Source organism: Moritella sp. Urea-trap-13 (assembly GCF_002836355.1).
GTDB lineage: Bacteria > Pseudomonadota > Gammaproteobacteria > Enterobacterales > Moritellaceae > Moritella.
Genome location: NZ_PJCA01000031.1, coordinates 144,079 through 158,321 on the forward strand (window position 1 = coordinate 144,079; position 14,243 = coordinate 158,321).

A 14,243-nucleotide genomic window follows, 5' to 3' on the forward strand; every position below is an offset into this window, starting at 1 on the left:
TACAATAAATATAAAATCATAAATAGGTAATTGGGAGCTATCCGAATTTGTTGCTAATACACTTTACCGTATCAGGATAATGCCTAAATATGGATGATGTCACTTAACATGAAATTAATTGTTGCCAGTATTTTTTTATTAAGCTCCTTTATAGCTTTGTCAGAAGAGATACCCGCAGGGGAAGAAGAAATAGCCTCGGCAGAAGAAAATTTACCCACGGTTGATGTGCTACAAAGCCAGCTTAATACCATGATGCAAGATACCGCTGCTTGGGTTGATGATATTGGTAGCGCTGATAGTAACGGGAACAAGGGCTCAGCTAATGGCTATTTACAATTATCTTGGCTACCCCGCACCGCAGATTTAGGCGATGTCGATGCTAATTTTAAAGTGTCTTTGAATTTACCAAAGTGGGATGAAAGGTTTGCTTTGGTTATTGATAATAATGATGAAGATGAACTCTTATTAGATTATGAATCAAAGGATATTGATAACGAGCAAGAGGGGATCAATTTTGCATTTCAATATATTAAGCGGTTTGGTCAAGAAAGACAGGTTAAAAATAGACTTGGCTTTAGTCGAAGTCAGATATATCTAAGAAGTGAAATACAGTTTAATTGGCAGGTTCAGCATGTTGATTTTAGTTTGCAGCCTCGTTTAGCTTATTTTCTAGAAGACGGTTGGGAACCAAGTATCAAAACGGCTGCTGCTTATCCGCTGGAAAGCAGTTCTTTGTCTTTATCCGCCAGTTGGCAAAAGTTGCAGACGGAAGCAAACACCAGACGCAAGATAGGTTTTTATCACATCAAGCCTACCGGCAAAAATCAGCTACTCGTTAGTGGTGTTCAATACAGTAAAAGTAATGATGCAGAAGATATTCCCAATGAAAATTATTTCATTTCGATTCGTTATCGAAACCTCATGTATAAGTCCTGGATGTACTTTGAAGTAGAACCATTTACAGAATTTAATCAGTCCAATGACTTTAAAACAGAAGTTGGTATTATCTTCAGCTTAATTAGTTATTACGGTCATTAATCATAATGCGAACTATTGTGCACAGGCATAGGCTTGAGCAAAAAAGGTCACCGATGTATTAAAACTCAAGTTGTATTGAATGTGGATCGCGTTAGCGCCCATTGCGTTGGCTTGGTTTTTTAAATCATGAATACTGCCAAGCGTGAGGTCTGTGTTGGAAATGAATAAATAGTTGTACCAAGTACCTTCAGAGCCGACTAACTCATTGACGAATGTACATTGCGCGATATGTTCGTATGCATCATAAATTTTAATGACGTTGGTTGTGTCATCTAGTGGCTGGATATCGAATAAGCTACAAGAGGTAAGTGTTAAACAAGTAATAAAGATGAATATAACTTTTAAATGATTGAATATCATGTTGTCTGGCCGCTGCTTTTTGATTTTAATAATTAAGAGTATTTTTATTTTAATAATTAAGTGTACAGCGCTTTAAAAATAGCCGCAATTGCTGCGGCTATTTTATTTTTAGATGCAAATATTAAGCTAGCGTTGCGTCTTCTGCAGAGATATCGCCATCACCTTGTTTGCGTTTTAATAACAGCAGACAAATTGCAGTGAACATACCAAATGCCGACACACTTAAACCGATACCAAAGATCATTTGGTAAGCTTCAATCGCAGGGTAGGTATCAATGATCCAACCGTTTAGTGCGTAAGCCCAGAACACTGAAGCATAAGCTGCAAATGAACCAACACTCATCGCCGCGCCACTGAATTCTTTCGGCACACCTGCTTCAGCAATCGGCGCTAAGATAATGCCTTTTGCTAAGAAGATACTAAACGAGAAACACATAAGTAAAACCATGTTCATCACCAACATTTCTGCTGATTTTGGTAGCATAATGGTAATACCTAAACAGATAACGGTAAGGCCCAGTGCACACAACATCATTTTAATCGATGACTTGAACACAAAGTCAGCAATCGAACCGGCAACAAGACCCGCAACAACACCCATAGCACCGGTATTAATGATACCGAAGATAGCGGCTTCAGCAGTGGTTAAACCGAATACTGCTTGTAAGTACGGTACAGTGTAGATAAGCGTAATGTAAGTCCAGTAAACCGTTAGCGACGTAAGTGCTGCTAACCATACTGTTGGCATTTTCAATACATAGAATAAGCCTTGTAATGCCGCTTTGTTTTTACTTTCGCCTTCTTTAACTTCTAATTGATTGTCTGGTACGAATTTCCATACACAGAAGATCATTGGCAGGATAAGTAAGGTATAAAATACGATCGCACCTTGGAAAATTAAGATTGAACCACTTACTAGCGCCATGATACCGACGATAATTGCGTTCATACTCATTTCTGTCGCGCGGCGGATAGATTCTAATAAACCAAACGCCATACCCTTGTTGTTATCACCAGACATTAAGTTAACGCCATTGACAACTGCAGGCCAGAAGATAGCGTCAATTAGACCCCAAAGTCCGGCAATGACGATCAAGTAGGTAAATTCTGGTTGGAAGATGATAATGGCCATCATACTCAAGAATCGGATGAACATACTGGTCATCAAAATAGAGCGCACAGAGAAACGGTTATTTACCCAGCCTGCTGGAATGTAGAAGAACATCGCTGAACCGATTAAGGTAAATAATACACCCATCTGTGTATTGTCGATGCTTAAAACTTCCAGTAGTAAGTTATAAAACGTACCTTTAAATGCTTCGAAAGCAGAGTAGATGATTTGTCCTGATAGTACGACAGACAAGAAACCGTAAAAGCGGCTCTTTGAGTCGAAACCAATTTTGCTTAATAAACTCATTATTTATTACCTAACATTTTGTATTTTGATGGGAATTTATGAGCGATATCGGTACAAATACCGTCAACGCCCCAGTTGAATAATTGATTGGCACGCGCAAGGTCGTTTACCGTCCACACGTTTACTTTAAAACCAGCGGCTTTAAATTTGTGTACCATTTCTTGGGTTAAGCCTTTGTCTTCAGGGTGGATGTAATCAGCGTTACACCAATCTAGAATTGAGTTCCAATCGTCCCATAAGGTATGGCTTTCAAATAAACAAGCCACTTGGGTTTCTGGGCTACGACGTTTGAATTCGGTTAGCGCAAGGTGGTTAAAGCTTGATACGATTAATTCACGCTCAGGATTAAGATCTTTCAAACCAGCAATTAAGTTATCAATGAGGGTATAACTTAGGGCAGCACTTGCCGCGCATGATTTAAGTTCGATGTTCATGTTTAGCTCAAGCTTATTGGCTAATGCAATTAACTCTTGCAGGGTCGGCAATTTTTCACCAATGAATTCATCTGCAAACCAGCTACCAGCATCAATATTGTCGATATCGGCATGACTGATTTTACATAATTGACCGCTCTTATCAGTACAACGATCTAATGTATCGTCATGGGAAACAATGATCGTACCGTCTTTTAGAATATCGACGTCACACTCAAACCATTGAATGTGATGTTCTTTACATAAAGAAAATGCGGCTAATGTATTTTCTGGTGCCAGTGATGACATTCCACGATGAGCAATCAATCTTTTCATTGTTAACCTTTTTGCAACTAAATGATGGCGAGATAATAGGGTAGATTATATAAACGAAATGTGACACGCATACAATTATCACCATTCGAAAGTTTAAATGTTCAAATAAAAGTTTCAATTGGTTGATTTGCAATCGATTACAACGTTTTTTAGCTAGTGCAAATACGTAAGGGAACACGCTACTTTCGTTTGGAGGTTGCATTCGAAGGTGTAAATAGGTGTATTTGTAAGAGGCGTTAAGGCAAAGTTAAATAATGTGGCGTTAAGTGTGCGGTTATTATTATGTTTTAGGTGCCGTTAATATGACATGTTAATTTTTATTATTGCTGCAATTATGTCATTAAATTGTAGCAATAATAAGGGTTATCATAAGATAACCCAAGTATGAAATTTGCTTTATTTTTGTGTATCAACAGGGACCATAATATGAACATACGGCGTGCCTTTCCACATTACATAGGGACCACCATTGTGTGGATCTGTCGGTAGTGAATCGAGTAGGGCTTTATCGGGGGTGATAATCATTAAGTGTGGTCCTTCTTTGACCCATTGATTGTCACTTGTTTTTGCTTTGGCATAAGCGTCAATATTACTTGCCCCTTCGTCACCCGCTAGCATGTATGAGATACCCATAGCTTTAGCTTGGAATGGTTTTTTGTTCATCCATGCATCAGCCCATGCCATCCAAGGACCGTCCATACACATAGGTGCTTTACCTGTAAGATGTGGTGGTGTTGGGAAACAAGTATAGTTATTGGTTCCTTTTTTCAATACCTTGTTATTCCAATCAACAACTGTCACTTTGTCACGCATATCCATAGGTGCAGCGCTTAAGGCATCTTGGATTAAGTGTTTTGAGTTATCGTCTTGATATGCAGCCACAGTAAACGTAGTGCAAAGTAATATTGAACTTATGAGATAGGATGTAATTTTCATCACGCGATCCTCCTGTTTATTAAGTTCAGGAAAGGTATTGTCAGTATAGTTCAATCACGTTTTATTTTGATCTGGTTTGCTGATTTTAACGGTTACTTAGCCATAAGGTTTGATAGGGTTGTAAGGTTAATGTTTGATTAATATCTTCAATGGTATCACCGCTAATTAAGTCATACCAAAAATCGCTGCTGATCAAGTTCACGCTGGCTAGCGGTAATGTAAGTTGCGTATCTGCAATATTACTGATGCAAAATACGCTTTGGCTACGATCAATACTTTGTCGCCAAAATCCAAAGACTTGTTCGCCTAACTGTAAGGTGAATTGCGTCGCGTTTGGATGAAAGGCCGGTTGCGCAGTGCGTAATGTGATCAGGTGATTAATATCATGTAATGCACGAGCGTGTTGGCTTTTAGGATCACCAAGTTCTAAGCTCAGCGTATCCAGATCCCATCGATGACGATTGATGGCTCGGTTATGACTGGTGTGTTCCAGCTTTTTATAATCATTGCTAGTACCGAGTAAACTGTGAATGTAAATACCGGGGATCCCTTCCAGTGCTAACATGATGGCATGTGCGCAGATGAAACGCGCATGACCCCATTCATCTACGCCTTTTGTTGTTCCTTGCAACGCATCGTATAGGGTGATGTTTAACTCGTAAGGTTGTTGTGTTTTTTTAGTTTGCACAACTTTCGTTTGCGCATTTTCGGTGCTGCTATCATTCACGGTGACTGTTCGCCAAGATATTCGACCGCCAAATTCTTGCATGGTAGTGACTAACTGGTTTATCTCTTGCTCAGACAGTAAACCTTCTGTGGGCCGTAAACCAATGCCATCGTGCGAGGCGATAAAATTAAAGTAAGCCGTGCCATTTTGTGCTGGTGGCATACTCATCATCCACTGTTTTAGATATTGGCAATTACCGGTGATCAAGGTATTAACCAGCAGTGGCGGCAGGGCGAAATTGTAGATGCAGTGTGCTTCGTTACCATTACCAAAATAGGTCAGGTTTTCTTTGTTCGGTATATTGGTTTCAGTAATGATCACGGCATCTGCACGGGCGTGCTCGATAAGCGTTCTTAACAGGCGCACCATTTCGTGGGTTTCGGGCAGATTAATGCACTGTGTGCCAGCTTTCTTCCACAAAAAGGCAATAGCATCGAGGCGGAATATTTTGATACCATTGTCTAGGTATTGACGAATGATGGACACGAAGTTGATGAGTACCTTGGGATTGGTAAAATCAAGGTCGACTTGGTCGTGACTAAATGTGCACCATACTTGCTGTTTTCCCGAGGCGGTTGTTGTTGACCGAAACAAAGGCGAAGTACGCGGCCTGACAACGGCTTCTATACTGTCATCACTACGCGTTATGGTATCGCAGGCGTTGGAATATGCCGAATTAGCATAGGTGGTAGCCGTGTAAAAATAATCATGACCAGTGCCTTCACCGCGAATGAAATTATCAAACCATTTACTCCGGCTAGAGCAATGGTTGATCACTAAGTCGGACATAAGGTGATGGCTTTGGGCTATCTGCTTTATATCACTCCAATCACCCAAGGCCTCGTTAACACTGGCGTAGTCAATAACCGAAAAACCATCATCACTGCTGTACGGAAAGAAAGGCAGTATGTGGACACTGTTGATCGTATCCGCACAGTAATGCTGGAGAAAGTGATGCAGTGTTTGTAACGGTTTTTCATCGGAATGAACAATACTGTCGCCGTAGGTAATTAAGATGGTGTCTTTTTCTGACCAATGATTCACTTGTGGTGTCGGTGTATGCAACTGCTCTGTTAGTCGCATCGTCGACATTAACTCTGCGACTAAACTGGCAATTGATATGGGCAAATTAATATCAGCATAAATAGTACTGAGCTGTTGTGCTAAGCGTTGCTGTAACTGCAATTGTAAGTCAATTTTTGGATTTAACATCGTCACCATCCATTTTATAAGTTGATCCGCTATGATTGAGAGATAAATTCAGCTCTATCTAACTCGACGGCTTCTTTAAGGCGCTCCAATACATCGGGCATTGCTGAGATAACGCGGTTCCAACTGGGCATAAATGGTTTTTCCATTGGGTTCTCGAGGAAGTTCTGTCCGGCAGTCATGATGTTCTGGGCAAACATTTCAACCGCTTTTTCTTCGGCGTGGATATCCAGTGTCAGGCCGTTCATCACCGCATCGTTATAATAGGTTTCAACAAAATCTAAGGCGATACGGTAATAAGTGGCTTTGATAGTACGGAAATTTTCGTTGGTGAAAGTATGGCCTTGCGTGGCTAATTTACGGAAGAATGCCTTGGTTATGTCAATCGACATTTTTGATAAACCACCATCTTCATTATCTAACGACAGGTCTTGATGTTTATGATCGTATACGTCAGCGATATCCGCTTGGCATAATCGATTATGCGAATAGTTACGGTGCATTTCGGACAATACCCCGATTTCTAAGCCCCAGTCACTGGGAATGCGAATGTCGTTGAGTACGTCTTTGCGAAATGAAAACTCACCGGCGAGCGGATAACGGAAACTATCCATGTATTCAAGGTAATCGTTATGACCGACAACGCGTTTTAGTGAGCGTAATAATGGTGTAATTAATAACCGCGATACACGGCCATTGATCTTACCGTCAGCAACGCGGGCATAAAAGCCTTTGCAGAATTCGTAATTAAATTGTGGATTTGCCACAGGGTAAATCAAGCGTGCGAGCAGTGATCTGTCATAGGTTAGAATGTCACAATCATGTAATGCCACTGACTCAGACTTTCCAGAGGCGAGTGTGTAACCCATGCAATACCAAACATTACGTCCTTTACCTAACTCTTTTGGCGCCAAACCAAGTTCGGCAAGTTCAGCATCGAGAGCTTGCAGGCGAGGACCGTCATTCCATAAAATACGATGATGTTGTGGTAAAGCGCTAAAGAATTTTAACGCGTGTTTATATTGATCTTCATTAGCACGGTCTAGACCAATAACAATCTCGTTTAAATACGGTACATCTTGTAAATGGTTAATGATGTTAGGCAGTGCTTCACCTTCTAGCTCTGAGAATAACGAGGGTAGAATTAACGACATTGGACGTGATTTAGCAAACTCAGTGAGCTCTGCTTCCATTGCTGCTAATGGACGTTGATTTAGGTTATGCAGTGTTGTAATAACACCATTTTGATAGAAGTCAGCCATGATAAACCTTCCTTGATATTTGAATTGCAGTATTTAGCCTAAGTATTGAATTGACTAAGCGCCTGTTAGTTTTAATGCTGGTACTCGTGTTGGTAGCCGCTCAGATAACAGCTTGGGTAATAGCGTCGATAATACTTCTGCCCAGCCTGTTGGTCCGGTATGCTTACTGATGATTAACCCCTGTTTACGTTTTAATTTTGGTGGTGTGTGTACTGGTGATAAGATAATCGCGGCGTATTGCGCAGCTTCTAGCATGGCAATGTCATTGTTACCGTCGCCGAGTGCAATAGAGTAGGGCGTTTGTTGTAGGTTAAAGAATTTAAATTGCTGCATTAACCAGTCCATCGCTTTGCCTTTGTTGCAATCACCGCAGACATGCAAGAAACGTCCGCCTTCTAAGATGGTTGCGCCTTGTTTTTTAAGTTGCTGGATGAATACTTGTTTCTGGGCTGCATTACCTTTCCAGAGTAGGGGTTCGCCATATTGTCTTTGACTTGCAAGGACAGCACTTGCCTCATCCAACCCCGTTGCGTTAATGATGTCGTTAAACGTCATCATGCTCATACCTGTAAACAACTCAGACTGCTGTTGGGACACTGTTTGTAATAGTGATAACCAATGTGCGCGTGACTGCACAAGGGATTTAACCCAGTAGCCATCTTGTTGTATTGTGCCGATAGGCTGATGGCTAAAATAGTTAACTGGGATGTAAATAGCAGCGCCGTTTTCAACAATAAATGGCCCATTCAAATTAAGCTTATGTCTTAGCTCTAGCAGTTCAGCATAGGTTTTACTGGTATTTGGGATCACTGGGATTGCTGCGTTTTTTAATTCGGCAAGCGTACTTAAAGCGGGTGTAAAACTATAGTCGTCATGATCTAACAAGGTGCCATCAAGATCGGTGAATATTGCAGGGTAACGATTAAGTTCGATTGATTGCGGGGTGTATGAATGCACCATATTACGCTTAGCATCCAACTCAAATACCCAATTACATAAATTTGGTAGTGTGATTAACCCATGCGCTGTGAGACGTTGAAAATAAGCAGTAAACAACTTTACTTCAGATTCACTCATAACACTCTGAAGCGGGGGACTTAGTGTTAGCGCCTGTTGTTTTAATTTTAATTCTTGCTCTAATCGCCATTGAAAAACAGTATCAAAACTAGGTGCTTTTAGCATGACTAACATATCTAACCGTTTATAAAGATCAGCATAATGATACTTTATTTGATCGTTCACATAACGACGCCAAATACCGTGTTTATCTTTTGTCGCTTCAAGGTTATTGACTGGCTCTAGCAGGGCTTCATCTGTCTGTGGCTGCACGCCTAAACACCAACCTTCTAAGATAATCACATCGACAATACCGTGAATCACTGGCCATGCTGATTCTGGGTAAGGGTTATCGGTGGTTTTATCAAACCGCGGCAACGCAACGGGCGATGAGAGGTTAGTCGCCGATTGCAGTTTATCTAATATATCGTGTGCCAGCGATAAATTATGGGTGCCGGGTACGCCACGGGTTTGTAATAAATGGTGCTCGTGTACTGACAATTTTTTACGTTGCTGGTGGCTATAATAAAAATCATCCAAAGACAGTACGGCGACATTCATTTTATATTCGCTGGTTAAATAGGTCGCAAGATAATCAGCGAGCGTTGATTTACCAGAGCCCTGGCAACCATTAATACCAACTAAAACAGGTGCTTGATTGTGATGACTAGTTTCTATGTTAGTAATAGCGTGGTCTTTCGCACTGTATTGGTGCGCTCTGATCGCCGATATGAGCGTCGTGTACCATTTTGTCGCATTTGCTAAATAAGATGTATCGAGCATATTACGCTTAATGAATGCTGCTAATAGCGGGTTTGTCATCATAAAAACCATCCTGAATGAGCGAATCTTATAATGAGTTGTTCAATAACCGTGCCATGTATACCTCTAAGGTATAGGTTTTACTGTTTTGAACGGTTGTGTTGGGATTACATTTTGACCTAGATCAATTTCACTGGTCGCAATATCGCATTTCTGTTACCATCGCCGCCTTAATCTACAGCGCTGGATTTACGTTCCAGTTAGCTCAATGGGGAATAACCAAATGTCAGCACCAATTACGACCAATAATACCGCTCAAATTACAGTTTGTGCATTATACAAATTCGTACGTTTAGAAAACTTCGAAGCATTACGCGCGCCTTTATTAGCAAAAATGGAAAGCCAAGATGTTCGCGGTACGCTGTTATTAGCGGCCGAGGGTATCAACGGTACTATTGCTGGGCCACAAGCTGGTATTGATGCAGTATTAAGTTTTTTATCTCAAGACCCAAGCCTGGGCGAAATCTCTTTCAAGCAATCTTATAACGATGAGAACCCGTTCTTGCGTACTAAGGTTAAGTTGAAAAAAGAGATCGTGACTATGGGCGTTGAAGGGATTGACCCTAACCAAGTGGTCGGTACTTATGTGCAACCGAAAGATTGGAATGCACTTATTTCAGATCCGGAAGTAATCTTGATTGATACTCGTAACGATTACGAAATTGAAATCGGTACATTCCAAAACGCAGTAAACCCGAATACAACGACTTTCCGTGAATTTCCTGAGTATGTGAAAAACAACTTAGATAAAGAAAAACACAAGAAAGTTGCTATGTATTGTACCGGTGGTATTCGTTGTGAAAAATCGACTGCTTATTTAAAAGAGCAAGGTTTTGACGAGGTTTATCACTTAGAAGGCGGTATTCTTAAGTACCTTGAAGAAGTGCCAAAAGAAGAAACCATGTGGGAAGGCGAGTGCTTTGTATTCGATGGCCGTGTTTCTGTGAATCACGACTTAGAACAAGGCGAATGTGACCAGTGTTTCGCTTGTCGTTACCCGTTAACACAAGACGAATTGCAAAGTGAACATTACGTGAAGGGCCTTAGCTGTCATCGTTGTCACGATAAAGTGACAGACGAGCAACGTAGCCGCTTTGCTGAACGTGAACGTCAAATGGAATTAGCTGAAAAACGTGGCGAGTCACACATCGGTGGTGAGATTAAACACATCATTGACGAACGTCGTGTTGAAAAAGCCAAGAAGAAAGCTGAGCAGAATTCAAAATAAGGTTTAAACTTATTTGAGTGTTTAGCTAAGACTAAAAAGCCGCTGTTACTTGCTGTAGTTTGAAATAACAGTTGAAGTACAGCGGCTTTTTATTATTCAAAAGTGCATGTTACTACGTCTGTCGATGCTGATATTTAGTTAACAATGAAAAATCAGTTAATAACGATAAGACAGGTTGGTAATAAACTGCTGGCGACTAGCACCACCTATACCGCCATATTCAAAGGCTAGCATCCAGTGTTTACTTAAGTTATAACTTCCGCCGACCAGCCCCATCCATTTATCGACGTTCTCTTGTTCTACTTTATAATCAATACTGTAGTCTGTCGTTGGTATTGGCTGCGAACCTGACAGCGTTAACTGGCTTTTTAAATAACTAGTACCGACGTATAGTGATAAGCTTGAGCCGTTATTAAACTGAAATTGTTTACCAACTCGCGGCAGAACATTGACGACATAGCCATCGGTGTCACTGCGGTCCATATCGGTCCAAGTGAAAGTGATTGGGACGGAAATAAAATAACTGTTCCAGCCGCCGACAAACATCATACCCGCACCGTAAGACATCCCGGTTAGGCTAGCTTCAATGTCTTCGACTTCAAGGCGTTGATCTGTCAGCAGGTAGCATTCTGGTGGTTTTCGCTTTGATGAACAATCCGAACCTAATTGTGCTAATGCTTGATTACCGTCAATGGCAAAGTTAATGCCGACCGTTCCTGTTAATTTACCTACTGTGGCAAATACATTCATGAATGGTAATACCCAAGCATCTAACTTTAACTGTGGCGTGTGGGTATTGGACTCGGTGTTATCAAACGAAACGAAATCGATATCATACTTTTGCCCTCCACCGTAACCAACCGATAAATCAGTCAGAGTCATATCCTGTTGCACATTGGCATAAATAATACTGATACCAAATGGCAATGGTAAGTCATAATCATTCATGATGACGTCTTCGGCAAAAAATGGTAAAGCGTGTTCCCATTTCTTCGCTGGATAAGTTGTTTTTTTATCCGCTATTGAAAGTTCTAATTTTGATATTTCGCTCTCAGTGTCCTCCTGTGTTAGGAATGCTGCATTTTGCTCTTGAGATATATATTGAGACATAAGAGACGGTAAACCAAATATAGTGTTATCTTGCAGTTCAAATAACGGTGGGAATAACGCATTACTGCTTGCTGTATCAGCTTGTGCCACAGAATTGGTATTGTTTGCAAAAGTGAGTGGAGCTGTTAAAGCCGCTAATAAAGTAAGTATTATTCGTTTCATCGTATTGAAAAGTCCAAAATATTAATATTTTAAATATCTATATTGATTGTTATTAGCCAGTCACTGCTGTCACAGGTAAGCCTGTCGTATAAAGTGCCTGTCGTGATTAAAATGCTTCAGTAAAAGTCAGAAAAAAGCCACTGTCATCAGCACTGAATCCGAAGTCTATGCGTACATTCATTCTCGGCTGTAATTCATAGCGATAGCCAAACCCGTAGCTATACAATAAATCTTCATACAAACGGTTACTGTCAGTATCTGTATCACCTGCAACAGAGCCTATACCTGTCCATACCGTCATGCCGTGAGCAGATAAATTACCGTTATCACGTAAGAATGTGTGGCGATATTCAGCGGTATGTTCAATTGCGTTGTTATCTCTAAATCGACCAGCGTATAAGCCGCGAAGTGAAAAGCTGCCACCAAGTGTGGGCATATCGTAAAACGGCACGTCACCATCACTCCACTGTAGTGCATTGTAAAATGCGATGACACGACCTGGCTTAAAGCTGTGGTAATAACGATAATCGATCAGCACTTTTTGATAATCATTGTCGCTGCCGATATTCGAGCCATAATTAATGTATTCAAAATTGAAGTATTGACCTTGCCATGCGTTAACTGTCACATCCCGGCTATCATAATTTAATGTGATCCCTAGGCCTATGGATAACGGTTTGTCTTTAAATTCGTTAAAATCGTCATCTTGTTGTGCTGTCAGCGGAATGTCGTTTTCATCCGCTTGGTAATATTTCAATCTTAAAGCGGGGCCAAAATAGAAACCGTAATCATTTTTAAAAGCTAGATTAGCGTCATAAGTTAACGCGGTATTACGCATCAAGGTATCCGCAGACGCATCTTGTGCTTTGCCCTTGTCGTAACCAACGCCCCAGTAATTTTCGGCATCATCACTGAATGTCAGCGTACCTGTAAAGCGCGTATCATTATTGTCGAAAAACAAGTTTTGCTTAGAGCGGATACCGTAACCAACCCCTGCATCACCTTGAGTACCTACAACAAATAAAGATACGCTTGAACGTTGCAGTGCTTGTTGCTCGCGAGCAGTACTAAATGAAAATAACCCACCTGCGGCAACCATTAAACCGACTTCTGGTGTATAAGCAGGCCCGCCTAACCAAGACGTGATTGACGCACCATTTTTTTCTTGGTGATCATCAATGGCATATTCAAGATCACTTTGGCGTTGTTTCAAGGTGTCACATTCTGCTGATTCACACTGCTCGAGTGCTGTATCAATCTCATCAATCGCATTGTTATATTCAACGGTGCGTTGTTGCGCTTGTTGCTCTGTTGAAAAAAAAGGCATCTCTGTCGCATCTGTAGGTAAATGCTGATATTTAATGAGTGGGTCTGCATTCGCCATCATTGGAGCGTAAACAAGAAAAAGTAAGTAAATTCGTTTAAACAAGAAGTCTCCAAAAAGTGGCAAGTATAGGCGAGAAGATTGTGCTGCTACTGGGATATCACAAAGAGGGCGTATTCTAGGCATGTGTTTTTTTGCATGCAAGTGATTAGGGATTTATCAAAAGATTATTAATTAAATGTTCAAGCAGGAGCGCTAGATTAACGTGGCTTATAAGAAATTCGTGTCGGGCATCTTCGAACCTTGGTCTACAATTAATGTGAGATAGTGAAAATATTCATTAATGAGGTGCTAAGTATGTTAAAAATATCATTGTTTTTTATAATGTTTATGATCAGTTCAAATACGTTTGCATTAAAGCAGGAACTGGCAAGTTCAGCACCTTCTGGGGTTAATGTTTACATTATTAGTCCGGTTGATGGCGCAACTGTTTCACCGACATTTACGGTTCGCTTTGGTTTAAGTGGAATGGGCATTGCACCGGCGGGAATCGATCGTGTTAACACCGCTCATCATCACTTGCTTATCGATACTAAGGTGTTACCTGATTTGACTAAACCGCTACAAGCGACAGATAAAGTACGCCATTTTGGTGGCGGTCAAACGGAAACTCAAATAACACTAAAACCGGGTAAGCATACTCTGCAGCTACTGTTAGGGAATTATGCGCATGTACCGCATGATCAACCGCTTATGTCGAAAAAAATAACGGTGATTGTTAAGTAGTCGGGTGAGAATAAAGCACTATTTAAGGTGTTATTTGGATAGCCGACACCATATTCT

At 40.8% G+C, this 14,243-nt stretch carries 12 protein-coding genes; 3 read left to right on the forward strand and 9 right to left on the reverse strand.

Annotation, left to right across the window (positions count from 1 at the left end):
* Positions 1 to 108: 108 nt before the first annotated feature.
* Positions 109 to 1,038: a hypothetical protein gene (locus tag CXF93_RS08700; protein WP_101063300.1), complete on the forward strand. Its 930-nt coding sequence runs from the start codon at positions 109 to 111 to the stop codon at positions 1,036 to 1,038.
* Between the two features lie 12 nt (positions 1,039 to 1,050).
* Here the strand turns inward: CXF93_RS08700 and CXF93_RS08705 are convergent, their stop codons facing one another.
* The 7 genes from CXF93_RS08705 to CXF93_RS08735 form a co-directional block, all read right to left on the reverse strand.
* Complete coding sequence (locus CXF93_RS08705) at positions 1,051 to 1,398, reverse strand: DUF4156 domain-containing protein (protein WP_101062032.1); 348 nt, start codon at positions 1,396 to 1,398, stop codon at positions 1,051 to 1,053.
* Positions 1,399 to 1,519: 121 nt separating this feature from the next.
* Positions 1,520 to 2,815 (reverse strand): MFS transporter, encoded by a 1,296-nt coding sequence (locus CXF93_RS08710; protein ID WP_101062033.1) that lies wholly within the window; start codon positions 2,813 to 2,815, stop codon positions 1,520 to 1,522.
* Positions 2,815 to 3,564 (reverse strand): glycerophosphoryl diester phosphodiesterase, encoded by a 750-nt coding sequence (locus CXF93_RS08715; RefSeq protein ID WP_101062034.1) that lies wholly within the window; start codon positions 3,562 to 3,564, stop codon positions 2,815 to 2,817. Before CXF93_RS08715 ends, CXF93_RS08710 begins: the two co-directional genes overlap by 1 nt.
* Positions 3,565 to 3,960: 396 nt before the next feature.
* The gene (locus CXF93_RS08720) at positions 3,961 to 4,500 is read right to left on the reverse strand and encodes a hypothetical protein (RefSeq protein WP_101062035.1); all 540 of its coding nucleotides are present in this window, start codon (positions 4,498 to 4,500) and stop codon (positions 3,961 to 3,963) included.
* 85 nt (positions 4,501 to 4,585) lie between these two features.
* Entirely contained in the window at positions 4,586 to 6,439 is a 1,854-nt protein-coding gene (locus CXF93_RS08725) for a sugar phosphorylase (protein WP_101062036.1), read from the reverse strand.
* Between the two features lie 29 nt (positions 6,440 to 6,468).
* Positions 6,469 to 7,698: a glycosyl transferase gene (locus CXF93_RS08730; RefSeq protein ID WP_101062037.1), complete on the reverse strand. Its 1,230-nt coding sequence runs from the start codon at positions 7,696 to 7,698 to the stop codon at positions 6,469 to 6,471.
* Between the two features lie 54 nt (positions 7,699 to 7,752).
* Positions 7,753 to 9,579 carry an HAD-IIB family hydrolase gene (locus CXF93_RS08735; RefSeq protein WP_101062038.1) on the reverse strand — a complete coding sequence of 609 codons (1,827 nt, stop codon included), beginning with the start codon at positions 9,577 to 9,579 and terminating at the stop codon, positions 7,753 to 7,755.
* Between the two features lie 220 nt (positions 9,580 to 9,799).
* On the opposite strand from CXF93_RS08735, the gene CXF93_RS08740 reads away from it, so the two are divergent.
* Positions 9,800 to 10,804: a rhodanese-related sulfurtransferase gene (locus CXF93_RS08740; RefSeq protein WP_101062039.1), complete on the forward strand. Its 1,005-nt coding sequence runs from the start codon at positions 9,800 to 9,802 to the stop codon at positions 10,802 to 10,804.
* A gap of 156 nt (positions 10,805 to 10,960) precedes the next feature.
* Here the strand turns inward: CXF93_RS08740 and CXF93_RS08745 are convergent, their stop codons facing one another.
* Entirely contained in the window at positions 10,961 to 12,076 is a 1,116-nt protein-coding gene (locus CXF93_RS08745; protein ID WP_101062040.1) for a hypothetical protein, read from the reverse strand.
* A gap of 106 nt (positions 12,077 to 12,182) precedes the next feature.
* Entirely contained in the window at positions 12,183 to 13,505 is a 1,323-nt protein-coding gene (locus tag CXF93_RS08750) for a BamA/TamA family outer membrane protein (RefSeq protein ID WP_101062041.1), read from the reverse strand.
* Between the two features lie 252 nt (positions 13,506 to 13,757).
* Here CXF93_RS08750 and CXF93_RS08755 point away from each other — a divergent pair, with 252 nt between their 5' ends.
* Positions 13,758 to 14,186 (forward strand): DUF4399 domain-containing protein, encoded by a 429-nt coding sequence (locus CXF93_RS08755; RefSeq protein WP_101062042.1) that lies wholly within the window; start codon positions 13,758 to 13,760, stop codon positions 14,184 to 14,186.
* Positions 14,187 to 14,243: the final 57 nt, after the last annotated feature.